We start from the raw sequence: 22,642 nt of genomic DNA on the forward strand, positions 1-22,642 counted from the left end.
CATCTTCTAACGGCTTGCGCTCGACCGTAGCTGGAGCCGACGCCGAAATCCGATACCAAGTGATCGAAAGGGAGCCGCGCCCCCTCCCTATTGAACGCGGACGTCTTCAAGGGCCTGATTGCGTGAGAAGAACTGCACTCCCAGTTCGGCCGCATCCACCGCAGAAAGAGAATATCCAGCACAACATCGCCGGCGATGGCACCGGCTTCGGCAGCGTGTCACGTATTTCGGGACTCTACGAATGACACACCAGAATGACACACTAGGGAGTTCAGGCCATCGATCCGTCAGGCGGATCACGGCCTCGATGAGGGCCGGCAAGGGTCCGCCGCCTTTCGACTATTGCAAAAGCAACGTAGTCTTCCACTTCCATGGCATCGTCGAGCTTTTTCTGTAAGCCACCGGTCCGAGCCACCGCCTCCGTCATGACAGCTCGAGCAGCGTTGATGCGCATCGAATGGACATGAACAAAGAAGCTACGGAGGTCGGACCGGGCCAACCTACTCAGTCGCGATGTTCGGGCATCGCCTTCAACTGGTCTTTCGTCCAGCCTGTCACGGCATGGACCTCTCCATCCTCGTCGCGCATCCAGTCGAGATCGGAAAACGGAACCGCGACCGGTTTGGTACCAATCCCGAGAAAACCGCCAACATCAATTACGACCAAGTTACTTGCGTGGATATGATCCACAGATCCGACCTTGTGATCGTCTCCACCGTAGACGGTTGCTCCTTGGAGATTGTCAGCCGTCAACTCGCTCTGAGAAAGGCGCACATGCTTTGTGTGATCCATCGGGGTTCTCCATTGCTAGAACCCCCAACTTTATCGCAACGGCTTTGTTCCCGTGTGACCTAACGATCATCGCCTTCGGCGCGACCGTCGCGAAATCGCACATCGGATCGGTCGGACGCTCGGCTGGTATTCATGACCCGCAAGGCAATTGTTTAATGGAACGGCTTTGTGTCGAATTCATCGTTTCAGGGAACTGTCGCCGCTGCCCGAGGTTTACACTGTGACGCCCAATTTAAAAAAGGAGACGACCATGAGCGACGAAGGACGACCGGCTCCCCCCTTCCCCGAACAGCAACAGCAACCTCCTGGCACCACGGCTCAGATGCAGCCTGTTCCAGACCATGGTGAGCACTCGTACCGCGGCAACGCAAGGCTCAATGGCAAAGTCGCCCTGATAACCGGGGCGGACTCGGGCATCGGCAAGGCTGTGGCGATTGCCTATGCCCGCGAAGGTGCCGATGTCGCAATCTCTTTCCTCAACGAGGTCGAGGACGGCGAAGACACTGCGAAATGGGTCCGCCAAGCCGGTCGCAAGGCGCTCGTAATCCCCGGCGACATCACCCACGAAACCCATTGCAGGGATCTTGTCCAGCACACGATGCGCGAACTTGGCTCCATCGACATACTCGTCAATAACGCCGCTTTTCAAAGGACATACGCTGATATTGGCGACATAACCGTCGAGGAATGGGATCAGACGTTCCGCACCAACATCTATGCGCCATTCTTTCTGTCCAAAGCCGCCGTCCCCTACATGCGCCCTGGCAGTTCGATCATAAACACGACCTCCATCCAGTCGCGGCAGCCCTCTTCGCACCTGCTTGCCTATGCTTCGACGAAGGGAGCGATCTCAAATTTCACCGCTGGACTGGCGGAAATGGTCGCCGAAAAAGGCATCCGCGTGAACGCTGTGGCGCCTGGACCAATCTGGACACCGCTGATCCCATCCACCATGCCATCGGCAAAGACCTCAAACTTCGGGGCGCAGACACTGCTTGGTCGTGCCGGTCAGCCTGCGGAACTGGCAGGGGCGTACGTACTTCTCGCGTCTGAACTCGGGAGTTACATGACCGGCGCGGTCATTCCGGTTACAGGTGGCGAGATCATGATTTAGCCTCGACGGCAGCTGGCGGGTGACGGCATCGCAACCGGTCTGTCACTCCTCCCAGCCGAAGACGCTTCGGCCACCGTAGCTTGCGCTGTCTCTCACTTCGCCGGCAATAATCTCCTTGAGATCAGGGCCTGTGACGTAACGCTCCAGCTGGCGCGCCTGGATATCCAGGCGTTGCAGCGCGGCAAGCTCTTCGTCCCGCCCAAGTCGCCCCTTTGACACTGCCGACCTCATGACGTTGATCGTCTCATCATAGACCTTCAAAGGCACCGGGAACGGGTGTCGGTCCTTGCCGCCATGGGCGATCGAAAATCGTGCCGGATCGGAAAACCGGCAAGGAGCTCCATGGACGACTTCGGCTACGAGGGCCAGGGCTCGCACCGTTCGTGCACCCACGCCTGGAACCATTAGCAACTCTTGAAAGTCGACGGGCCCGCGATCCGCTGCCGCCGCCAGGCTGCCGTGCAGTCGCTTCATGTTCACATCCGTCTCTTGCACATCGTGATAGGCGGGCATGACGAGATGCGGCAGGCTAAGCTGGGCAGGCGATTGATCTGGCTCTTCTTCTCGCGCAGGCGCGAGCCTGCGCGCAAGCGCGGACGCTTCGCGCACTATGCCATCCGGTCCCAGCGAGGCCAGGATATCCAGTTGTCCACCCCGTGATCGATCTGCGCGCTTGTCGGCAAGGTTGATGATGTTGCCTTGCGTGCGTCCCTCGATCGCACTGTGGGGAGCATTGATGAAGCTTTCCAGCCCCTCAGATAGCCAATGATATCTCCGCGCCTGGCCGGTCGCGTCGTTCATCCCCTGCTGAACGACGACCCACTTTCCATCGTCGGCAACGATGAACCCATGCAGGTAGAGATCAAACCCGTCCTGGACGGCTGCACTGTCGACCTTCGCCACCAGACGGCTGACATTTGCGAGCCCAAGCCCATCGATCCCCACGCGATGACCTATATCGACCAGTTCGTCTGGCGTTTTGCGAGACTGGGATCCGCGGCCACCGCATACGTGGAGCCCAAGCTCTCTGGCACGCGGCTTCAGCCCGCGCTTCAGTGAGCCCAGCACGCTGGTAGTAATGCCTGACGAATGCCAGTCCATCCCCATGACGGATCCGAACGACTGAAACCAGAATGGATGCGAGAGCCTGCGCAGGAACTCGTCGCGGCCATAGTGATGGATAATCGCTTCAGCGATGAGGACGCCAAGCCTGGTCATTCGCTCGCCCAGCCAAGGGGGGACGCGTCCGCCGTGTAGCGGCAAATCGGCGCTGCCTGATCGTTTCGACATGTCTACGATTTCTAGGCCGGAGCTTGCCAAAACACAATGAGATTGCGCACAGTCCGGCTCGTCAAAGTTCACCGAGAACTAGCCTGCTTTGGTCAGCTTTAGCCAGAAGTACGCATAGGGCTGGAACGTCAGCGAATAGCTGTCCCTTCCAATCACTGGAAACGTCGTACCACCTGCAAGCTCGATCGGGACGTAGCCTGCGAGTTTAGGCAGAGAAATTTTCGCCGCCAGCGACACGCTCGAGAGATTGGCAGCACACAAGATCACGTCGTCACCGCATGTTCTCAGATAGGCGATCACACGGTCGTCGTCGGTTTTTGCGAACCGCATCGCGCCGCGCGCGAGTGCGCGGTGGCGTCTGCGCAACGCCAGCATCTGACGGATCCAATTCAACAGCGAATGCGGATCATTGTCCTGCGCGGCAACATTGATCGCAGCATAGCTGAATTGCGGGTCATCGATGACAGGCAAAGCGAGTTTGTGAGGCGCCGCATTCGAAAAGCCCGAATTCCGGTCATCGGACCACTGCATCGGCGTGCGCACCCCGTCTCGATCGCCGAGATCGGTGTTGTCGCCCATGCCGATTTCGTCACCGTAATAAAGCACCGGGCTTCCGGGTAACGAGAAAAGCAACATGTGCAGCAGTTCGATCCGGCGGCGGTCCTGATCCATCAACGGCGAAAGGCGCCGGCGGATACCCAGATTGAGACGCGCGCGCTTGTCTGCAGCATAGGTCTCCCACAGAAAGTTGCGTTCCGCCTCGCTCACCATTTCCAGCGTCAGTTCGTCGTGATTGCGAAGGAAGATTGCCCATTGGCATTCGTCGGGAATGGAGCGCGTCTGACGCAGGATCGTCTTAATCGGTCGTGCATTCTGCTTTGCCAGTGCCATGAACATGCGCGGCATGAGCGGAAAATGAAACGCCATATGGCATTCGTCGCCGTCGCCAAAGTACTCGCGAGCCTCTTCCTGCCACAGATTGGCCTCGGCAAGCAGGATCACATCTGGATGTCGCTCCTCGAGCCTTGCCCGGATGTGCTTCAGGAGAGCGTGGGTCTCCGGCAGGTTCTCACTGTCAGTATGTTCACGCTCGACAAGGTGAGGGATGGCATCAAGCCGAAAGCCATCAACCCCCTTGTCCAGCCAGAAGTTCATGATCGACAGGAGCTCCTCGACCACCTCGGGATTGCGATAGTTCAAATCCGGTTGATGAGAATAGAACCGATGCCAATAGTAGGCTTTGGCGACGGGGTCCCAGCTCCAGTTTGATTTCTCGGTGTCGACAAAGATGATGCGTGTCTCGGCAAACTTGTCATCGGTATCCGACCATACATAGTAATCCCGCTCGGGCGAGCCCGCGCGAGCACGTCGCGCTCGCTGGAACCACGGATGTTCGTCGGAGGTGTGATTGACCACAAGCTCGATGACGACGCGGATCTTCCTCGCATGGGCAGCGTCGACAAATGTCTGGAAGTCTTCGACCGAGCCATATTCGGGGCTGACATCCTTGTAATTGGAGATATCGTAGCCATCGTCCCTGCGCGGAGACGGATAAAACGGCATAAGCCAGATCGTGTTAATCCCAAGCGAAGCGATATAATCGAGCTTGCGCGTTAATCCGCTCAGATCGCCGATGCCATCGCCGTCGGCATCAAGGAAGCTTTTGATATGGAGCTGGTAGATCACCGCATCCTTGTACCAGAGCGTGTTTCCTCCCAGTTCATGATCCGTCAACCGCCGCTCATGCAGGCTCATTGGGCTGTCACACGCCAGATCGCATTGCCGACATCGTCAGCCACCAGCAGCGCGCCCTTGGCGTCGACACCCACTCCGACCGGTCGACCGCGTGCCTCGTTTTGATCACTGAGGAAGCTCGTCACAACGTCCTGCGGCACGCCGTTCGGTTTTCCGTTCTTGAAAGGCACGAACACAACCTTATAGCCGTTAAAGGCATGCCTGTTCCAACTCCCGTGTTCGCCGATGAACGCGCCGCCCCGATAGCCCTCGGGAAGCGTGGAGTCTGTATAAAATGTCATGCCGAGCGGCGCCACGTGCGAACTCAAGGCGTAGTCCGGCACAATTGCCTTTGCGACGAGGTCCGGGCGCTGAGGCATGACGCGCGGATCAATATTCTGTCCATAATAGCTGTATGGCCAGCCGTAAAAACCGCCATCCTTCACCGAAGTCATGTAGTCGGGCACAAGGTTCGGGCCGAGTTCATCACGCTCATTTACAACCGTCCACAGCGCTTTCGTGACCGGCTCCAGGCTCAACCCGTTCGGATTGCGCAGACCGGAGGCGAAAATTCGGTGGCTGCCCGTCTGGCGGTCGACCTCCCAGATCGCCGCCCGGTTCTTTTCCGCTTCGATGCCGTTCTCAGTAATGTTGCTGTTAGAGCCGACGCCAACATAAAGCAGACGTCCGTCGTCGCTCGCCACCAGGCTCTTGGTCCAGTGGTGATCGATCGGTCCACCCGGCAACTCGGTGAGCACAGAGCCGGGGTCAGTTATCCTTGTTTCGCCTTCGCGATAAGGATAGCGAAGAATTTGATCAGTGTTGGCAACATAAAGATCGCTGCCGACCAGCGCCACGCCGAAGGGCGAGTTCAAATGATCGAGAAACACCTCTCTTGTCTCGGCAACGCCGTCTCCATCGGCGTCGCGGAGCAATGTTATGCGGTTGCTGGTTCCGCTGACCGCCCCGCCGCCGCCTGTCGCCAGCGACTGTATCCAGCCAACGATTAGATCCTTGGGCCGCGTGGCCGGCGCGCCCTTCGGCGCAGTGGATTCGACCGCCAGAACATCGCCGTTGGGAAGTGTATAGACGAAACGCGGATGTGCTAGGCCGGTTGCGAGAGCCTGGATCTTCAGTCCTGCCGCCACCCTTGGTGTCTCGCCATCCTTCCAGCCGATCACCTTAGCTACGTTCATCGGTGGCACGAAATATTCTGCCTGGGGTGGAAGCTTGGGGTTGGCTCCGATCTCCGTCGGCTCCGGCTCGTTGTCGCTGCATCCGGCAAGTGCTAATAGAAAAGCGTTGGCAACAAGGCCCGCAGCAATGATGACGTATCGCCGAGATATACTTGTCATCCTACCACCCTCCTGCAGCCAGCCGGCGCACGCGCGCTCCAAGCAGCGCAACGACCACCATCAAAACCACAGTAATCGCTGACAAAGCCAGGCCCAGGGGCATTACGGAAGTCCAGGCGTCACGGCTATGAACGAAGGAATTGAAAACGGTGATGGCAAACACAAGCAGGCTGCCTGCCACATAAAGCCACCCCACACCGGTGCGCAGGGCTAGAAGACCTCTTGCGGCGTCGATCAGCCCCGCCAGCAGGCCGATCGCGCCGAGCACCGCCCCGGCAAGCAGAAGCCATGCGGAGAAATTGGTCCACATCATCTGCATCGTTCTCCAATAGGCGATGTCTGTCAAAAGAACACCGATGAAGCAGGCAGCGGCGAAATGGGCGGGTAGCGAACGATAGGACGCTTTATAGGTCGGCGGCACCGGTAAAGAGGTGGCATAGGTCATGAGCAATGTCCGAAGCGACTGGCAACTCGATGTTCAACTGGCAATCACGCCGATTGTTCCCGCCGCGCCTATATTTGCGCGAAACCCAAGCCATTGACGACGCGGCCTTCGTTGCCCCACATTGACGATGCAGCATTCTGGTTGACAGTGCTCTGGTCCAAAGCGATGCTGTTCGAACCATCTCGCCCCCAAGATCCGGTCCATGCATCTGGCAGCCCCTGATCGTCTGCCCCGAGGAATTGCGCCTTAACCGGCATTGAAACTGGGACTGGAGCCGAGCGAGGAACTGGAAAGCAGGATTAAGACAATTAAATCTCTCCCATGAACGTATTCCTCGACTTCGAAGCCTCATCCTTGAGCAAACATAGTTATCCGATCGAAATAGCATGGGTCTTCGAAGACGGCCGTTCGCGATCGTTTTTGATTGCGCCGCTGGCGAATTGGACCGACTGGTCCCCAGATGCCCAAAGGATCCACGGTATTACGCGCGAAACGCTTGCTTCAAAGGGAACATCCATCCCCTTCGTTGTGGAGGAAATGATGCGGGATCTTGAAGGGCATGTTCTTCATGCTAGCTCACCATCATGGGATGGCAAGTGGCTCAGCGTCCTGCTGCGGGCTGCAGGCCGCCCACGTCATGCGTTGAGACTGAGAAAATCCGACGACCTATTTGCCGAGGCGGCCGCAACCATCCTCGGCAACCTTGTCGCGAATGTCGATCTTGCGGGGCTCGTTGCCAGTGTCATCGAGGCGTCGGAGCCGACATCACCAGCACACCGGGCTCTTCCCGATGCCTTGCACGAGTTGAAGCGGCTAGGCATGGTGCAGGCAGAAGCGAGGAAGGTCGTCGCCGGGCGGGCTTGAACGCTGCGGTCCCCTGGATTTCGAGCGCCGCTGCTATTTCCACTGCTCACGAAAGGTCCACCTCCGCGCCCGCACACTCAGCCTTCGAAAAGCGGCCAATAGCACGCCAACGTTTCGTTCCATCGTAGCAGCTAAACTTTTGATAAAAATAGCTCGAGACAGAATTGCGCGCGATTACAACTGCCTTGCCTGCTCTTGGGCCTGCATCCTTGCAATCCGAAGTCGCTCAGTCTTAGCATCCCGGCGTCGGCGTTCTTCAGCGATCGTGTGGCGTGCGACCTCGTCGGTCCGCATCCGGGCTTCTGTTTTCTCGGCCCGGCTCAGCGTCGCGCGGCGGTTGACGGTAGCATCTGTCATGATCTTTACGCTCCATTTTCAGGAAGAACGTCCGAGATCCGAAGATGTCACCGTTCGCTAGCGTACAGAACAGCGCTTCGCCTAGCGACTCGCTAGAATGTAATTGCCCGATCCAGGGTCTTGGTTAACGTTGTGACCTCAGGAGGCAATCGCAGCGATGAAGCTTGCAGACGTACTGGTCCTCGAAAACGAGCCATTCATTGCGCTCGACATCGAAGACATGCTCAAAGGCTGCGGCGCATCTTCCGTGACGTCATTCGACACGCAAGCGCAAGCGCTGATTTGGCTGGCATCCAACCGGCCACAGGTCGCGGTGGTCGATCCAAGATTGAATGATGGGCTTTGCACGGGAGCGGTCGCAGCACTGGCAGAGGCGAATATTCCCTTTGTTGTGTATTCCGGCGCCGAGGTAGACGACGAGGCAAAGGACGCTTTCGACCGGGGCGTGTGGCTCGCCAAACCGGCTGCTCCCGAGATGCTTGGGGAGACACTGGTTCGTCTTCTCGCCACGGACTGAAGGCCGAAGGCCGCCGCGCAAGACACGACGGGAAAGCCATCTTGGTAGGCTGGCAGGCTGGCGGGGCCGGCCTCTTTCAGGCGCCAGCATTCGGCGGGTCGAACTCGATGAGAGATTTTGGCGGCACGATCGTTGTTCTTCTCGCCCTGCGGTCTGCAACATACTCAACGGAAGCGATCAAGTCACGGTCCATCACTGGCTTTTCGATAACACCAAGAGCGCCGGGGACCCCACCACGGATCGCACCCGGGTCACTTGTCATAAAGAGTACGGCGACGTCGTCTTCGGCAAGCGCACGTCCAACGATGGGTCCCGTCGGCCCGTCCTCCAGGTTGACGTCAACGAACGCGATATCGACGTTGTTCGACAGTGCCAGCGCCTGATACACGTTTCCGGCTATTCCAACCGTGTGGTGGCCAAGCTCTTCCGCCGCATCTTGCAGGTTCAAAGCGATAAGTGGCTGATCTTCTACGATCAGTAGGTTGAAAGACATTGTTTCACTCCTTGGTCCTCCAGGCTTAACTGATCTACACAAAGACGGTTCCACATGAAGGCGTTTCCGGAAAAATGCGGCGTCTCTTTCCGTTATTGTCCGGCGACTTTAGATCGTTAGCGATTATCGCCGCGCCTGCTCGCCCGCAGGTACGCCGGGCGACAACCAACGGGCTTAGGCAGGAGAAAAGACTGTCATGAATGCTGTGCGTTTTTCCAAGGGGCTTCGGCTGTGTGGAGGCATGCAGAATCCCGTGACGTCGTCGAGGACCTTCACGATGTCGGTCCATCGCACTTCCCACCCGCAGCCCTTTCGTCGCAGGGAGAAGTGGCGATCGATACGAAGCCTCAGCAGCATTCAAGTAGGGCTTCTTTGCCCTGTGTGTCGGCCCGGGTGAAAAACGGCTCGGAAGCACTCGCCATTGCGGCCCCGAAAGTCCAAGCCCAAACTATACGCACGGGCGAAGCCTCCGACCTTCTGCCGCTTTCCTCGTTATCAAGGACGTTCATGGGGGCAGCGGGATCCTTCTGGCGCCGGCTTTGGCCTGAAAGCCTCCTCCTTTGCCAGCTCGATCAGATAAACGAGCAACGGACGTTGGTTGATCTCGGCGAGCTTTCTTGCGGTGTCGAGGTGATCGATGAGATGCATTTGCGACATGTATGTCTTTCTCCTCTGCATGTGCAACATATGCATCTTTTCTAATGCTCCTTAAGTAAAACCTAACCGCACCGCCACCGTCAGAAAACGTACCAAGTTGCGAAGAACCGGGCCAATTGGGCTTTGGCGATGCCCCCTGGTTACACGATCTCCTCACCCCGCGCCCCGGAAACGTTGCGTTCTCCATGGTCTATCGCAGCAATCGCTACTGCGAGCGCTCTTTGAACCGAAAACTCCCCTTACGCTTTTGCCGGTCTTCCACAATTGAGGACGCAAATATGTTGAGTGGGCAACCCGATCATCCAGCCGGGACAAAGCCGCCGCCCCGATGCGGCAGTCGTCCGTCTCCAGATACTTCTCGACTCGGCCGGCGCATCGCGCGGTTTGATCGATGTCCGCAACGGCCCGAACCTGTATAAGGCCATCAAGGGCTTCGAAGCGATGCGCGGCTTGCCCGTGGACGGTAAGATCGATGTGGACGGTAAGATCGATCCCGAGATGTTGTCACATTTGAACGACAACAGGCAGGTTGTCGGCACCTACCAGATCGAGCCAGATGACCTGGCAGATCTCGTCGATAGGATCCCGGAAGATTATGCGCTGCAAGCCAAGACGGCGCGTCTTGGTTACACAAGCGTCGACGAGAAGCTTTCCGAGAGGTTCCATATGGATATCGATCTCTTGCGTGCGCTGAACCCCGGTGTGGCGTTTGCGGCCGGCGACACGATAGCGGTCGCCGTCGTCGGTGCGCCGCGAACAGCAACTGTCAACCGGGTCGAAACGCGGCGTGGAAGTGGCGAGGTGATCGCGTTCGCGAAAGACGGATCAATCATTGCCACCTATCCAGCCACGATCGGAAGCGAGGATAATCCCTCTCCCACCGGCCATCACAAAATCAACGGCGGCTCGCGCGATCCCAATATGAATATAATCCGAAATCAATTTCCAGCAGGGCAAGAACCAAAGAAGCTGGAGTTACCAAGCGGTCCCAACAATTCCGGCGGCGCGGTATGGATCGATCTGTCGAACGACCTACGGCATTCATGGCACGCCCGAACCGGACAAGATAGACGAGGCAGGCTCGCATGGATGCGTCCGGTTGACGAATGGGGACGCCGAGGAACTGGCCAGCATGGTCAAGTCTGGCGTCGAAGTCGATTTCGTCAGATAGATCGAACGCGGTGCCGCCTGGCGCGTAAACACGTTGGCTGGGAGACGACTGCGTTTCACGGTGGGTTCGGGCACGAAATCTCAAACGAGGCGGCCTCGGCTGCAAGCTGATCGCGAATGACCACCACTGGCTGGCTTTTATCGGGCCAGAGCCCAACTATTTCGAACAAGCTTAGGAACAATCAGTGTTTTTCTAGGTTGGGTCTTTGCAAATCGAGGAGACCCCAATGAAAAAGATCACGACGCTGTCTGTCGCTATTCTATTGTCGGCAACCGCCGCCTTCGCGCAGAGTGAGACCCCTTCCACCTCGCAGACAACACCAGCCGTTAATACAGAACATAATGCCGGGGCGCCCGTCGCTGGCAAAAACAGCTTTACCGAAGACCAGGCGAAGGCGCGCATCGAAGGCGCCGGCTACACCGACGTGGCTGGTTTGAAACTCGACGACCAGGGTGTTTGGCGCGCCAGCGCCAAAAAGGACGGGGCCGATGTCGCGGTCTCTGTGGATTTCCAGGGCAACGTGACATTGGCCAAGTAACGGCCGCCCTTGGGCAGGCAATCGACAATCGAGGAGATACAACATGCAAACAGTAACTGGACTATATGACAGCTACGACGATGCCCGCTTCGCCGTGAAGGCGCTCGAAGACGCTGGCGTTCCGTCCGACGACATCAGCATCGTGACGAACAAGGCAAACGGCGTCGATGTCGAAGGACAGGGATCTTATGCCGCTGAAGGGGCTGGAACCGGCGCAGGCGTCGGCGCAGTTGCCGGCGGCGCGGGCGGCCTACTGACCGGTCTCGGCATGTTGGCCATTCCTGGCGTCGGGCCCGTCGTCGCCGCAGGCTGGCTGGCGGCAACGGCCGCGGGTGCTGTCGCCGGTGCGGTAGCAGGCGGGGCAGTCGGCGGGATAGTTGGTGCGATGGTCCGGGAAGGTGTCCCCGAAGACGAAGCCAACTTCTATGCCGAAGGAATTCGCCGCGGGGGCTCCGTGGTGACAGCAAAAGTAGACGAAAGCAAGGTAGGATCGGCCCAATCAATCCTTTCCCAGTCACGTCCGGTCGACTACGCCTCAAGACGTGCAAGCTATGTTGAACAGGGCTGGTCACGCTTTGATGAGAGCGCCACACCCTACACGGCCGAGCAGATCGAAGCGGAACGTCAACGCTATCGTCGTGGCTGATCACGCACGGCTTGAGCTCGCAGAGCGGTCCATCCATGGACCGCTCTACCCTCATCCCAGACCTACTCACGGCTGACCAGTCGTCAATGGCGCGAGAGGCCGCAATCCAGCTGTTCAGGCTAATCACAAATCCAATCACACAAATCCCGACCACTTGTCCGACTTGCTGAGCGATGATGAAATGTCATCGCCACTGTCTGGCGGAGAGCGAACCGCGGCTAGCGGCTGCCCACTTCAGACAGTGTGTGCTTCGGCATCATTGTCTGCACGAGTGCGACCAACTGCTCGAGATTATAGGGTTTGGGTAGAAAGCAGGCGTCGCCTGGAAGATCCGCTTTCGCAATCCGGCGTCGCCCGGATGTAACGATAACACCAAGTCCGCTTCGCGTTTTTGATAGTAACGCTGCGAGATCGAGACCAGTCGGCCCGCTGCCCAGATTGACGTCGGTGAAGACCACGCCGATTTGCGTATGTTGCGCGAGTATGCCAACTGCCTCCAGAACACTGTCTGTTTCAAATGAAGCCCGCTTCCTCCAAGACATCGATCGCGATGAAACGAATGAGGGCATCGTCTCGCTGCGGCACCGTTGTCGACCTAGCGCTCGGGTCGAAATTTCCCCAGGCAATCGTTTGGGGGCCAGCCATGACTACGATCCATAACGATGCCTTTCTCCCGATCCTGGGCGATAAGCCATCGGCGCTCGGCCGTTCATTCGCAGACGTGTGGGAAGAAGCCTGGGACGATATTGCGCCAATCGCCGAGAAAGCCTATCGCGGCGAATCCACCTACATTGAGAATTTCCCTCTCGTCATCGACCGCCATGGGTTTAACGAGACCGCCTATTTCACCTTCTGCTACAGCCCTATTCGCGGCGACGACGGCTCCGTCGCCGGAATGATGGACACGGTGGTGGAAACCACCGCGGCCGTCCTTGCCGAGCACGGCTTGCGACAGAGCGAGGCGCGTTTTAGGGCGTTCACCAACGCGACCAGCGATGTCGTCTATCGCATGAGCGCCGATTGGAAGGAAATGCACCAGCTCGAAGGCCGTGGCTTTCTTGCAGATACCCTGCAACCGAGCATCACCTGGCAAAGTAAATACCTCTTCGTCGAAGACCTGCCGGTAATCGAGCGCGCCAGCGGTGAGGCCATTGCAGCTAAGGCGATGTTTGCGCACGAACACCGCGTCAGACGGGCAGATGGCAGGCGCAATTCTCGAATGGTTTGGTGCAGCGTCCGACATCAACGACTGGAAGCTCGCCGAAGAACACCAGGAGGTCATTAACAGGGAGATGAGCCATCGCTTGAAGAACTCGTTGGCCATGGTCCAGGCAATTGCCACGTAGACCCTCAGACCGGTCGGCGAGCGCCAATATGTTGTGGCACTACAGGAGCGGATTCAGGCCCTGAGCAGCGCCCATGACATTCTGTTCGACAAATATTGGCACAAGGCGCCGATCCGATCCGTCGTCTTCTCGACACTGCGACGCCTCGTGCCCGAAGACCGATTGGACGTCGAGGGCGCAGACGTGATGATCGGTCCCAAAAGTGCACTGTCGCTTTCACTGGTCCTCCACGAGATGGCGACCAATGCAGTCAAGTACGGGGCATTTTCGAACGATAGTGGACGTGTTGCCGTGTCCTGGCATGTAGAAGGTGTCGGTGAACATGCCGTCTTTCATTTGACTTGGATCGAGAGCGGCGGGCCTAGCGTCACCTCCCCAAGTGGAAAAGGGTTCGGGTCCAAATTGATCCGTCTCGGTCTGATCGGAACCGGCGGGGTAGAGGTTCGCTATGACCCTGCCGGCTTCCAGGCGTGCATGACTGCACCACTCCAACAACTGCAACATACGCCGTAATGATGGGACATTTCGAGAAGTCCTGTCTAAAGACGGTCCTGGTGGTGGAAGACGGACCCCTTCTGCGACTAATGGCAATTGATCTGGTCGAGGACGCAGGCTTCCAAGCGGTCGAGGCACGAGACGCAGATGAGGCCATCACAATTCTCGAGACACGCAACGACATCACGATCGTCTTCACCGATGTTGACATGCCGGTTCGATGGACGGTTTAAAGCTTGCAGGCGTAATAGGGGAACGATGGCCTCTTATTGAGGTCCTGATGACCTCCGGCCATGTCCGCCTCGACCATCACGCGATCCCACCGCGTACGGTGTTCTTCGCCAAGCCTTACGACCACTTCGAAGTAACTGCCGCGCTTCGTTTTATCGCCTGCCAATAGCAGCGCTGCACCAGTCTTGCGGGCATCTCCTAACGTCGGGGCCGCGGCCGCCGATCGGCTTTGTCGGACCAGGATCGACATTGGGTTTGACGCGCAAGGGCGGCCGACGATTCCAAATCTGTTTGAAGGACGGTTTGCGGATGACTGAAGGTCGCCGTCAGTGCACTTGTTCAACAACCATCTTGACGCCCTTGGGACTTCTCCCCATCTTTGAAGACGATGCCGAAACACCAAAAAAACGAAGTAGAGCTGCTCAAGACCTGGGTGCTGCCACCATCTGCGACGTTAGGTTCTGGCGTGCGGGCGAAAGGCATTCTTCTTGAAGCGCGAGCGCGCTTGCCAACTCCTGTCAAAAAGTTGCTCGATCTCGATGGGACCGACCTGACCCTGGCGATGCCCGCGAGCGCGACGGGCGAATTTCGTGCTGCCACAGCGGTTGTTTCAGACCTGCTCCTGCATTGCGAGACGCTGCCCGTGATCCCCCGTGAGATCGAGGATATCTTGACCATCAAGACGAGCGAGCGTCATCGCTGGCTGTCCGACGGCCGGCTACCGAGCGCTGGGACAAGAACCGTCCGACTAAACGGTCGTGCCCGAAGGATTACCTTTCACGTGTTCGATCCGAAGGTCGTCGAAGACATCCTTGACCGCGGCCTCGTTGAGGACTGGCGAGAGGAAGACGCCATCTCGAAGGCAGAAAATCGGCGTAAGGCGGCATACGCCGCCAAGCTCACGCGATCTTTGAAGGCGCTTGGCAAAGCCGAGAAGGCGCGGGGCGGCGCAGGCAACATCAGTGCCGACGAGAAAGCCAACGAGCAAGCCGAGGCGCTGCGAGGCTGGGCGGAGTTCGACATCGACGGACTGCTGCGCTGAAATTTAGAACGTTATGCTTTATGTCGTAGCCATCAAGCCGATGGGCGTGCCGCCGCATCAGCCGACATCCGCCTACCATTTGCTTTTGAAGCAACCGCTCTACCTCCATCTGAAGACACAGTGGAGGACATGCCAGTGCATAAGCCGATCATACCCATTGCATTTGCCCTTTTTGCTCTGCCCGCAGCGGCACTTGCCCAATCGAGCGAACTCGAAGACACCTGCAAATCTGTGGCAAAGAGCTTCTTCATGACCGATCAGCTCGCCATTGGCACCGTGCAATCCTTCCCAGAATTGAAGCCACCAGGTGTTCGCATGTCCTATTCGACACGACAGGGAACAGCACCCGCCGAGATGACCGACATTTTCGAATGTGAGTTCGACAAGGCCCAAAAGCCCCACAATCTGGCGCGCTTTTGCGTCTCGAGCACATGCTACTCACCGACGGTCGATGATGGCGACCGCAAGCGTCGTTTCGAAGAAATGCGCATCCTTCTCAGCCGCGCAGAAAAGTAGGATCGCCGTGCTCGATCTGATGCCGATCACGCCCGGTTGGCCGGACATCGCCCTTCGCATCTGCTCGGCGCTAGCTGCCGGCGTCCTGATTGGCGCCAATAGGGAACAGGGAGGCCACACCGCCGGGCTACGCACGACGACCCTGGTCGGGCTGGCAGCCTGTATCTCCATGATCCAGGCCAACACGATACTTGCGACAAGCCTCAATACTGGCGGCTCCATGGATATCCTTCGCTTTCCGCTCGGGATCCTGACGGGGGTCGGGTTTATCGGTGGCGGGGCGATTTTGTGTCGCGGCGATATCGCGACCGGGGTGACGACCGCCGCGACACTTTGGGTGATAACCGCAATTGGGCTTTGCTTCGGTGGCGGCCAGATCGTTGTCGGCGCAGTTGCGACAGCCCTTACACTGATCGTTCTCGCGCCGCTGAAACACCTGCAAATGTTGATGCCATGCGAAGAAAAAGGCTCGGTCACAATCAAGATCTCAAAAGCCGACGACATCCCTGAATTGGAAACCTTCCTGCCTGCTGGCTCGGCTGCCGTCTTCAACGCCCTTCACGAGATCGACGACCGCAACGAGGCCGCTATTTTCGAAATCCGTTGGACATCGGGGCAAAGCGGCACAGACGCGTTCGCAATCGCGCATGCGCTAAGGGCCAAATTTTGCCTGATGGAGTTTGAACATCGCACAACAGTCAATTGATTAACCGGTCTGCCGAGCTGCTCGTTAAAGCAAAGACCTACGAGCCGGGAACTCAGGCGCGCCGTCGCCGTTGGAGGTCAAGGCGGCAAAGTTCGCAAGGGACGATGGCGTCCCAGATAGGACGTGCAACATGACGGTCGAACCGGGCAAAGCCATAGAACAACATTGGGCAGCGCCCATATCTGTGCGGCTCGGCAGCGGCCATGCCGAACTCATCCATGGCCCTGACGACGCACTTTATTACCTTCGTTACCGCTGGCCCATGAAGCGTTCACTCGCGCTTGATACAGCAAGGCGCCGCTGCCTCGAAGCCCGGATTTCCGAAATACCGTGCGAGGCAGCCAGAGAGGCCGTTATCGCCGCCGCCATCGAAGCGAGAGTTCTTGCCTGAGGTCGCTTGGCACAACTGGTCGCCGACCTGATGGCAAGAAGAACTACTATGCATTGGATTCACGTTGGACTGTACGTTTCATGACCATTTCTGGCAAATCGTCGCACCTCGTCCCAGTTATTCGCCAACCACCCCACGGTTGAGTGAACCGCGTGCTTGGAGTGAGCTGGAAAGGCAAATGACACGATGATCTGTGACGAAGCGAGCGACGAACCGGGCATCTGGACCTGGTGTCTGGAACGAAATGTCCTTTACGCCGATACCGCTCTGGCGGGGCTTTTCGGGCTCGATGCCGTCGAAACGCTAGTTGGCCTACCGGTCGACCGTTATGTCGCGCGAATTCATCCAGACGACAGGCGACGCGTGGCCAATTCCATGTCCGATGCTGTCATCGGCGGCATGCCCTACTTCGAAGAGTATCGCGTCGAGGACGGATATGGCGAAACGAGGCGCGTGATGGCGCTCGGCAGATGCTTTCGCGACAGATCCGGAAACCCCGTTCATTATGCCGGAATAACCTATCCGCTCGACGCTCTCTGAGCGATCCCGGCGGGGCCGTCACCTATTGTCGATGTGACAGAGCAAATTACGTAGAAGCAATGGCTTAGCAGCTCCCGTCCCTCAATTGTCGAAACCGCACAGACGCGCTCGCCCTATGGAACAGGCACGCCTTTCTTGCATATTGTCGTGGCCGGGGCCGGCGGATCGGCGACTCGGGGATCGCAATGGCAGGCTTTGAAATGACGGACATCAGGAACAGGATCTTATGCGCCCTTCCTGAAAACAGTCTGTCCGCCCTGATGCCGCATCTCAGGCAGGTTGAACTGTCATCGAGGAAAGTCCTCGTACAGACAAACGAGCGGCCGCTGCATGCTTACTTCATCGAAAGCGGCCTAGCATCGATGATTGCCATGAGTGCGGATGGCGAGAGCGTCGAAGTCGGGCATATCGGCTTTGAAGGCATGTCGGCAGCCCATACCGTGCTGGGGACCGACACGACGCCAAACCGCACCTTCGTGCAGGTCGCCGGACACGGATACGCTTTACCAATCGACTGTCTGCGGGAGCTGGCGGATAGCGATGCGCTGCTTCTCGAACTGCTTCTGCGCTACAACCACTACGCCGCCCTCCAACTCGCCAATTCCGCCTTGGCCAATGCGCGCTACAGCATCAACGAGAGGCTGTCGCGGTGGCTGCTTATGGTACACGACAGGCTGCTGCGCGACGACCTACCGCTGACCCACGAATTTCTGGCACTTATGCTGGGGGTGCGCCGTTCCGGGATTACCAATGAACTGCATGTTCTCGAGGGAATACATGCAATCAGGGCGACCCGCGGGAATGTGCGCATTCTAGACAGGGCGAAGCTCGAGGCGATTGCCGCCGGTAGCTATGGCATGCCTGAGCTTATCTACGAGGATTTGTTTCGAAAGCCACTAAACGGCGTCAGCCGCTCCCGCTGATCGCTTGGTGAAAAGGCAACGTCAGCACGATGTGACAGTCGGTATCACGGACCTCGATCGATCTTGACGAGATATCGCGCCCCTGCCTGATCGCATTTGCCATCAGCTCCCGGGCATTGGCGACCGCCTCCTCCCTTACGCCTGAAAGATCGGCGCAGTTCGTTCCCTCCGGATCCTCGACCCTGGTCTCGTTTCCAGCCCTATCTTTGCCAACGAGGTGAAAATAGTAGATTGGCATCGGTTGTCCGATCAGGTTTGCTTATATAACCGGCTCGTCGAGCGCCACAAGGCGCGCGTACTCGCGCTCCGGCAAACCATAGCAATCTCCGGCGATCTCCAGCAACTTGCCACGATCACGGATTCGGATGTTACCGCGTGTCGCCTTGATCGCGCCAATCCCTTCCGCGATGTGGAGTTGGTCGGTGACCCCGGAACGCCTGACACCAAGCATCAACGCCAGAAACTCGTGGGTCAGCGGAAGGTCGTCGGAATCAATCCGGTCATGCGACATGAGAAGCCAGCGAGCCAACCGCGCCGGCACGTCGTAACGAGCGTTCGCAAGCGCGGATTGAGCGACCTGGATCGACAGATATTGCATGAAACGCAAGAAGAGAGCCTGTGCTTCATCACTAGCAGTCAACGCCTTGGTGAACGCCGTAACTGGAACCCTGATCCCCTCTCCTCGAACCTGCATGTAGGTGCTGGTCGGTGTGCGGTCCGCTTTGAGGATCACATGCCCCCCCGCCATCGCCTCGCGTCCGAGATGTCCGACCTCGACGCTTTGCCCGTTTGCACTGACGGTCACGACCGATGCTATCCCCGATTCGACAAAATAGACGAATTCGGTCCTGCGGTTTGGTACGACCAGGAATTCGCGTACAGGCAGCACTACCCGCTCCATATGCGGCTCCAGGGCTCCATAAGCCGCTTCGGGAAGCTGCTTGAGAAGGTGATTGGTCACCTTCAAGCGGTCGATCGTCATGAATGACATGCCGGCTCCTTCGCGTATCCTTTTCCTGAGCTCTTCACCGCGCTCTTTGACCAGGTCAACCACTCGGACCTAGTTCAACCGCTAGCGCCAGCCAAAGTTCCCGAACAACCAGCGGGCTTATGCGTCCGGTGGGATCCGCGTGGCACTGAGGAAAAGCTTGGTTAGGGAATGGTCGCAACCTCGCCAAGCCTGCAGGCACGCGCAATTGCGGCTGCAAGCATTCGTTCGTCCGCTGGCTTCATCAGCCATTCACAAGCCTTGAGAACGTCACTGTCGGCCTCAATATCCAGCGATCGACCGGAGTAGACCACGGTCGGCACTGTCGATGCTGCAAGAGCCCGGATGAGCTCATCAGCGACCTCGTTCCTGAGGTGGTAATCGGTGATCGCAATATCGGGCACCGCTTTTTGAAGCCAGGCCATGGCTGCATCGACCTTGGAAAAGGTCACAACCTTGTCATATCCGAGCTCCTGTAGCGTTTCTTCAAGTTCAAGCACGATTAGAAGCTCGTCCTCGACAATCAACGCGGTCTTTTCTTGCTTCGCGTTCATCCAGATGACATGTGGCGCGCGCAGCGCGTTGCAATTGCTACGGGCCTGAGCGTACGCTTTCGCACAATGTCTATTGTCGGAAGCTATCTGTCAGAACTCTATTTCCAGGCTTTGATCGTCGGGGCTGCTTGTCACGTGGTGCTCGGCTCGGACAGACGTTCACGCTGCCACTCGCCCGCATTTGTCGAAACCGTACACAGGGACGGTCATAAGGAACAAAGCAAGGCGCGCTCGCTTCCTCTGACTGAATGACGCGTTATGATTTCTCGACAGATGACAAATTCCTTCGAAGAGGACGTGGTCGACCTCATTCCCGCTTTGAATTCCTTTGCGAGGACATTTTACCGCAGCCCGAGCGACGTTGACGACCTCGTCCAGGAGACGCTGACAAGAGCTCTCGGCAATATCGATAGTTTTTGCCCCGGCTCCAACCTCAAATCCTGGCTTTTTACAATAATGAGAAACCTGTTTTGCTCCCGTTTTCGCATCGGCAAGCGCGAGATGGTGGGCTTGGACGAATGCGTATCAGATACTAGAAGCGCCGCCGCCGAGCAGGAGTGGCGAATACGCGGCCATGAACTGGAGCGGGCCTGCGGCAGTCTGAAGGAACCCTTCAGGTCCGCCTTTGAATTCGTCTTCATCGATGGCCGCAGTTATGAGGAAGCGGCCGCGTATTTCCACTGTGCGCCCGGAACAGTTAAAAGCCGCGTCAATCGCGCCCGCCAGCGTATCGCTGACGAGTGCGGCGGGACTATCGCCTAGTCTTTACCAAGGTAAGCCTCTTCACCAAGGTAAGCGTCTCCACCAACATCAGCCGACATTGGGGCAATGGCGCCTCAGCGTCGGTCGATGCACGCCTTCTCATTACTCGCGCGGCTTGTCAGCGAAATGCTGTAGCGCAAACTCGGCCGCGCGTTGGTTGGACTTGCGTGCGTCATCCAGCCAGAAGGGAAAGAGATGCCATTGATGCACCATACCGGGCAGCACCTCGGTCGTCACATCGACACCCGCCTGTCTGGCCCTGTCGGCGAGGCGCAGCGTGTCGTCGAGCGAAATTTCTCTCGAGCCGACCTGCATCAATAATGGCGGAAAACCCTTCATGTCGGCATAAAGCGGCGACACGCGCGGATCCGTCGGCGAGCGATCTGCGAGATAGGCCTTTCGCGCTGCGTCGAGCTGCAATGCATTGCCGAAGGGATCATTGGCTGCATTGGTCCTGATCGATGCGCCCGTCGCGGCAAGATCGGTCACGGCGCTGATCGTGATGACGGCAGCCGGCGACGGCCCCTTCAACTTGATCTGCCGTAACACCGCTTCGATCGCAAGATTGCCTCCGACGGCATCGCCAAGCATAATGATGTTGCTGCTCTCATACCCCGCATCGAGCAGCCAAAGGTAGGCGGTCAAGGTGTCGTCGATTTGCGAGGGATAGGGGTACTCAGGCGCCAGGCGGTAATCGATCAGCAGAACATCCGCCGACGCCGCCTTTGCAAAGGAGGCAGCCGACGCACGATGGGTGTCCAGCGACCCGCTGTAGAAGCCACCACCATGAACATAGAGGATAGCGCGTTTGCCGAGCGTATAGTGAAGACGCGCGGGCCATATCAGCTCTGCGTCAACGCCGCCCGCATCAACTTCCCGGATCTGCACACGTGATGGTCCCGGCGTCTTCTGCATCAGCTGCTCGAAGGCGTCGCGGCGCTCTAAAAGCGTATTGGCCTTGGCGAACTGCTCGCTCATTGTGTCCAAAAGCTTCGCCACCTGCGCCATCGACGCCTGCGTCTGCACGCGATCCTCAGCGCCAGCCGACGGCGCCGCGATGAGCAAGAGCATTGTGCCGATCGAAGCGGTACGCAGCGCCGTCGCTATCGCCCGGCTGAGCGCATCTGCATGCTGGCGTTGGCTTCCCATTGCTCGACCTCTTCGTGACGGCCCCATGCCGGTCCGCGCGACCCTCTCACGACTGAAAGCTGTGTCAAGACGCACGAGGCACCTATGGTAAACTGGTGCGCCTTCGTGACTGCCGGTATCAGGCAGAACCGGCGTCTTCGTGTAAATTGACCAGCGCCTTGATCGGCAGATGATCAGAGGCGATGCGCGACAATGGCGTATCATGCGCCTCGACGGTGGACAGCACGCCTTTGCGATTTGCTATGATGCGATCGAGCGCCAGTACAGGCAGGCGGGCCGGAAAGCTCGGCACGGCCAGCGGCTGGGGACCGAAGATCGACTGAAACGAATGAAGCGACGAGCGATCCCCGAGCCGCCATTCGTTGAGATCGCCAAGCAGGATGGTCGGCATGTCGGACTTGTCCGCCATCAATTCGAGCAGCACTTTGGCCTGTTGTGCCCTCGAATGCCTGAGCAGGCCGAAATGCGCGGCGATGATGCGAAGTGCGCCGCCCCGTTCCAAATCGAGTTCCGCAACAAGCGCGCCGCGTGGTTCCAAGCCCGGAAGCTTGATCTGGTGGACGTCTCGGACCAGACCCTTCTTGAAGAGCACCACGTTGCCGTGCCAGCCATGCGCCTTGTTGACGCCGCTGATTGGCACCGGCACCAAGCCGCTCTCCCTTTCCAGCCTCGGCAAATCAAGAATGCCCGTTCGCTCCCCAAATCGGGTATCTGCTTCCTGAAGCGCAATGACATCGGCGTCGATCTCGTGGATGACGCGGCTCGTACGCTCCGGGTCGAACCGCCTGTCGTTTCCAACACATTTATGCACGTTGTAAGAAGCAATCAGCGTACCTTCCGGGCGGACCATCGGACTGACATGCGCCACTTCTACGCGCTTCCTGTGGTTTCGGATGGAGGCAAGAATGCTTGCTGGCAGATTGTTGTTCCTGGCATGCATCGCTGTGTTCCGGTGCTCCATGAAGGCATTGGTTTCCTTGGCTTCAGTATAGGCGTTCCAATTGAACTTGCCATGTTGAAGCGCGC

General features: G+C 58.1%; 24 protein-coding genes and 3 pseudogenes. 16 read left to right on the forward strand and 11 right to left on the reverse strand.

The genetic code is table 11. The annotated features are described in order from the left end of the window. Positions 1-504: 504 nt before the first annotated feature. The gene (locus QTL96_RS13920; protein ID WP_289728088.1) at positions 505-792 is read right to left on the reverse strand and encodes a PRC-barrel domain-containing protein; all 288 of its coding nucleotides are present in this window, start codon (positions 790-792) and stop codon (positions 505-507) included. Positions 793-1,042: 250 nt separating this feature from the next. Between QTL96_RS13920 and QTL96_RS13925 the strand changes: the two genes are divergently transcribed. Then, positions 1,043-1,906, forward strand: coding sequence for an SDR family oxidoreductase (locus QTL96_RS13925; RefSeq protein WP_289728089.1), 864 nt, complete (start codon positions 1,043-1,045; stop codon positions 1,904-1,906). Positions 1,907-1,948: 42 nt separating this feature from the next. Here QTL96_RS13925 and QTL96_RS13930 read toward each other — a convergent pair whose 3' ends face one another. The 4 genes and pseudogenes from QTL96_RS13930 to QTL96_RS13945 all read right to left on the reverse strand — a co-directional run bounded on the left by QTL96_RS13930 (position 1,949) and on the right by QTL96_RS13945 (position 6,730). Next, positions 1,949-3,196, reverse strand: a complete 1,248-nt coding sequence (locus QTL96_RS13930; protein WP_289728090.1) for a DUF763 domain-containing protein — start codon at positions 3,194-3,196, stop codon at positions 1,949-1,951. 93 nt (positions 3,197-3,289) lie between these two features. Continuing rightward, positions 3,290-4,951: pseudogene (gene treS / locus QTL96_RS13935) on the reverse strand (maltose alpha-D-glucosyltransferase); the annotation flags it as partial. Next, on the reverse strand, positions 4,948-6,285 hold the full coding sequence (locus tag QTL96_RS13940) for a sorbosone dehydrogenase family protein (RefSeq protein WP_289728159.1): 1,338 nt from the start codon (positions 6,283-6,285) through the stop codon (positions 4,948-4,950). The pseudogene treS and the gene QTL96_RS13940, both read right to left, overlap by 4 nt. A 1-nt stretch (position 6,286) precedes the next feature. Then, the gene (locus tag QTL96_RS13945) at positions 6,287-6,730 is read right to left on the reverse strand and encodes a DUF2231 domain-containing protein (protein WP_113198961.1); all 444 of its coding nucleotides are present in this window, start codon (positions 6,728-6,730) and stop codon (positions 6,287-6,289) included. Positions 6,731-7,051: 321 nt separating this feature from the next. Here QTL96_RS13945 and QTL96_RS13950 point away from each other — a divergent pair, with 321 nt between their 5' ends. Together QTL96_RS13950 and QTL96_RS13955 are read left to right on the forward strand one after the other, a co-directional pair. Next, a complete protein-coding gene (locus tag QTL96_RS13950) occupies positions 7,052-7,594 on the forward strand; it encodes a transcriptional regulator (RefSeq protein WP_289728091.1) in 543 nt (180 codons plus the stop codon). Between the two features lie 514 nt (positions 7,595-8,108). Then, positions 8,109-8,468 (forward strand): response regulator, encoded by a 360-nt coding sequence (locus QTL96_RS13955; RefSeq protein WP_289728092.1) that lies wholly within the window; start codon positions 8,109-8,111, stop codon positions 8,466-8,468. A 76-nt stretch (positions 8,469-8,544) separates the two neighbouring features. Here QTL96_RS13955 and QTL96_RS13960 read toward each other — a convergent pair whose 3' ends face one another. After that, positions 8,545-8,961, reverse strand: coding sequence for a response regulator (locus QTL96_RS13960; protein ID WP_289728093.1), 417 nt, complete (start codon positions 8,959-8,961; stop codon positions 8,545-8,547). Between the two features lie 495 nt (positions 8,962-9,456). After that, positions 9,457-9,618: a hypothetical protein gene (locus QTL96_RS13965; protein WP_289728094.1), complete on the reverse strand. Its 162-nt coding sequence runs from the start codon at positions 9,616-9,618 to the stop codon at positions 9,457-9,459. Positions 9,619-9,903: 285 nt separating this feature from the next. On the opposite strand from QTL96_RS13965, the pseudogene QTL96_RS13970 reads away from it, so the two are divergent. The 12 genes and pseudogenes from QTL96_RS13970 to QTL96_RS14025 all read left to right on the forward strand — a co-directional run bounded on the left by QTL96_RS13970 (position 9,904) and on the right by QTL96_RS14025 (position 18,163). Then, a pseudogene (locus tag QTL96_RS13970) lies at positions 9,904-10,789 on the forward strand (L,D-transpeptidase). 226 nt (positions 10,790-11,015) lie between these two features. After that, positions 11,016-11,327 (forward strand): PepSY domain-containing protein, encoded by a 312-nt coding sequence (locus tag QTL96_RS13975; RefSeq protein WP_289728095.1) that lies wholly within the window; start codon positions 11,016-11,018, stop codon positions 11,325-11,327. 43 nt (positions 11,328-11,370) lie between these two features. Further along, the gene (locus QTL96_RS13980; RefSeq protein ID WP_289728096.1) at positions 11,371-11,973 is read left to right on the forward strand and encodes a general stress protein; all 603 of its coding nucleotides are present in this window, start codon (positions 11,371-11,373) and stop codon (positions 11,971-11,973) included. Between the two features lie 517 nt (positions 11,974-12,490). Next, entirely contained in the window at positions 12,491-13,258 is a 768-nt protein-coding gene (locus tag QTL96_RS13985; protein WP_289728097.1) for a PAS domain-containing protein, read from the forward strand. 7 nt (positions 13,259-13,265) lie between these two features. Beyond that, positions 13,266-13,832 (forward strand): annotated as a pseudogene (locus QTL96_RS13990) (sensor histidine kinase). Beyond that, positions 13,832-14,047 carry a response regulator gene (locus QTL96_RS31275; RefSeq protein WP_354669134.1) on the forward strand — a complete coding sequence of 72 codons (216 nt, stop codon included), beginning with the start codon at positions 13,832-13,834 and terminating at the stop codon, positions 14,045-14,047. Before QTL96_RS13990 ends, QTL96_RS31275 begins: the two are co-directional and overlap by 1 nt. A gap of 386 nt (positions 14,048-14,433) precedes the next feature. Beyond that, complete coding sequence (locus tag QTL96_RS14000) at positions 14,434-15,087, forward strand: hypothetical protein (protein WP_289728160.1); 654 nt, start codon at positions 14,434-14,436, stop codon at positions 15,085-15,087. Between the two features lie 135 nt (positions 15,088-15,222). Next, entirely contained in the window at positions 15,223-15,603 is a 381-nt protein-coding gene (locus QTL96_RS14005) for a hypothetical protein (protein WP_113199046.1), read from the forward strand. A gap of 7 nt (positions 15,604-15,610) precedes the next feature. Beyond that, the gene (locus QTL96_RS14010) at positions 15,611-16,309 is read left to right on the forward strand and encodes an MgtC/SapB family protein (RefSeq protein WP_354669135.1); all 699 of its coding nucleotides are present in this window, start codon (positions 15,611-15,613) and stop codon (positions 16,307-16,309) included. A gap of 130 nt (positions 16,310-16,439) precedes the next feature. Beyond that, on the forward strand, positions 16,440-16,700 hold the full coding sequence (locus tag QTL96_RS14015; protein WP_289728098.1) for a DUF982 domain-containing protein: 261 nt from the start codon (positions 16,440-16,442) through the stop codon (positions 16,698-16,700). 186 nt (positions 16,701-16,886) lie between these two features. Then, the gene (locus tag QTL96_RS14020; protein ID WP_289728099.1) at positions 16,887-17,240 is read left to right on the forward strand and encodes a PAS domain-containing protein; all 354 of its coding nucleotides are present in this window, start codon (positions 16,887-16,889) and stop codon (positions 17,238-17,240) included. A gap of 185 nt (positions 17,241-17,425) precedes the next feature. Continuing rightward, positions 17,426-18,163, forward strand: coding sequence for a Crp/Fnr family transcriptional regulator (locus QTL96_RS14025; RefSeq protein WP_289728100.1), 738 nt, complete (start codon positions 17,426-17,428; stop codon positions 18,161-18,163). 259 nt (positions 18,164-18,422) lie between these two features. On the opposite strand, the gene QTL96_RS14030 is transcribed toward QTL96_RS14025, so the two are convergent. Both QTL96_RS14030 and QTL96_RS14035 read right to left on the reverse strand, forming a co-directional pair. Continuing rightward, entirely contained in the window at positions 18,423-19,154 is a 732-nt protein-coding gene (locus tag QTL96_RS14030) for a Crp/Fnr family transcriptional regulator (protein ID WP_289728101.1), read from the reverse strand. 161 nt (positions 19,155-19,315) lie between these two features. Beyond that, positions 19,316-19,705 (reverse strand): response regulator, encoded by a 390-nt coding sequence (locus tag QTL96_RS14035; RefSeq protein ID WP_289728102.1) that lies wholly within the window; start codon positions 19,703-19,705, stop codon positions 19,316-19,318. Positions 19,706-19,978: 273 nt separating this feature from the next. On the opposite strand from QTL96_RS14035, the gene QTL96_RS14040 reads away from it, so the two are divergent. Beyond that, complete coding sequence (locus QTL96_RS14040; protein ID WP_289728103.1) at positions 19,979-20,467, forward strand: sigma-70 family RNA polymerase sigma factor; 489 nt, start codon at positions 19,979-19,981, stop codon at positions 20,465-20,467. 102 nt (positions 20,468-20,569) lie between these two features. Here the strand turns inward: QTL96_RS14040 and QTL96_RS14045 are convergent, their stop codons facing one another. Further along, positions 20,570-21,538: an alpha/beta hydrolase gene (locus tag QTL96_RS14045; protein WP_289728162.1), complete on the reverse strand. Its 969-nt coding sequence runs from the start codon at positions 21,536-21,538 to the stop codon at positions 20,570-20,572. 196 nt (positions 21,539-21,734) lie between these two features. Beyond that, on the reverse strand, positions 21,735-22,556 hold the full coding sequence (locus QTL96_RS14050; protein ID WP_112944150.1) for an endonuclease/exonuclease/phosphatase family protein: 822 nt from the start codon (positions 22,554-22,556) through the stop codon (positions 21,735-21,737). Positions 22,557-22,642 lie beyond the last annotated feature (86 nt).

It is taken from the genome of Rhizobium sp. S163 (assembly GCF_030380805.1).
GTDB lineage: Bacteria > Pseudomonadota > Alphaproteobacteria > Rhizobiales > Rhizobiaceae > Rhizobium.

Coding starts and splice junctions, on each gene's coding strand:
- QTL96_RS13965 (WP_289728094.1), bottom strand. CDS start 9,618: ATGTCGCAAATGCATCTCATCGATCACCTCGACACCGCAAGAAAGCTC.
- QTL96_RS13930 (WP_289728090.1), bottom strand. CDS start 3,196: ATGTCGAAACGATCAGGCAGCGCCGATTTGCCGCTACACGGCGGACGC.
- QTL96_RS14025 (WP_289728100.1), top strand. CDS start 17,426: ATGGCAGGCTTTGAAATGACGGACATCAGGAACAGGATCTTATGCGCC.
- QTL96_RS14040 (WP_289728103.1), top strand. CDS start 19,979: ATGACAAATTCCTTCGAAGAGGACGTGGTCGACCTCATTCCCGCTTTG.
- QTL96_RS13975 (WP_289728095.1), top strand. CDS start 11,016: ATGAAAAAGATCACGACGCTGTCTGTCGCTATTCTATTGTCGGCAACC.
- QTL96_RS31275 (WP_354669134.1), top strand. CDS start 13,832: ATGATGGGACATTTCGAGAAGTCCTGTCTAAAGACGGTCCTGGTGGTG.
- QTL96_RS14035 (WP_289728102.1), bottom strand. CDS start 19,705: ATGAACGCGAAGCAAGAAAAGACCGCGTTGATTGTCGAGGACGAGCTT.
- QTL96_RS14045 (WP_289728162.1), bottom strand. CDS start 21,538: ATGCTCTTGCTCATCGCGGCGCCGTCGGCTGGCGCTGAGGATCGCGTG.
- QTL96_RS14020 (WP_289728099.1), top strand. CDS start 16,887: ATGATCTGTGACGAAGCGAGCGACGAACCGGGCATCTGGACCTGGTGT.
- QTL96_RS13945 (WP_113198961.1), bottom strand. CDS start 6,730: ATGACCTATGCCACCTCTTTACCGGTGCCGCCGACCTATAAAGCGTCC.
- QTL96_RS14015 (WP_289728098.1), top strand. CDS start 16,440: ATGACGGTCGAACCGGGCAAAGCCATAGAACAACATTGGGCAGCGCCC.
- QTL96_RS13955 (WP_289728092.1), top strand. CDS start 8,109: ATGAAGCTTGCAGACGTACTGGTCCTCGAAAACGAGCCATTCATTGCG.
- QTL96_RS13940 (WP_289728159.1), bottom strand. CDS start 6,285: ATGACAAGTATATCTCGGCGATACGTCATCATTGCTGCGGGCCTTGTT.
- QTL96_RS13985 (WP_289728097.1), top strand. CDS start 12,491: ATGAAGCCCGCTTCCTCCAAGACATCGATCGCGATGAAACGAATGAGG.
- QTL96_RS13920 (WP_289728088.1), bottom strand. CDS start 792: ATGGATCACACAAAGCATGTGCGCCTTTCTCAGAGCGAGTTGACGGCT.
- QTL96_RS14000 (WP_289728160.1), top strand. CDS start 14,434: ATGCCGAAACACCAAAAAAACGAAGTAGAGCTGCTCAAGACCTGGGTG.
- QTL96_RS13950 (WP_289728091.1), top strand. CDS start 7,052: ATGAACGTATTCCTCGACTTCGAAGCCTCATCCTTGAGCAAACATAGT.
- QTL96_RS14030 (WP_289728101.1), bottom strand. CDS start 19,154: ATGTCATTCATGACGATCGACCGCTTGAAGGTGACCAATCACCTTCTC.
- QTL96_RS13925 (WP_289728089.1), top strand. CDS start 1,043: ATGAGCGACGAAGGACGACCGGCTCCCCCCTTCCCCGAACAGCAACAG.
- QTL96_RS13980 (WP_289728096.1), top strand. CDS start 11,371: ATGCAAACAGTAACTGGACTATATGACAGCTACGACGATGCCCGCTTC.
- QTL96_RS13960 (WP_289728093.1), bottom strand. CDS start 8,961: ATGTCTTTCAACCTACTGATCGTAGAAGATCAGCCACTTATCGCTTTG.
- QTL96_RS14050 (WP_112944150.1), bottom strand. CDS start 22,556: ATGCATGCCAGGAACAACAATCTGCCAGCAAGCATTCTTGCCTCCATC.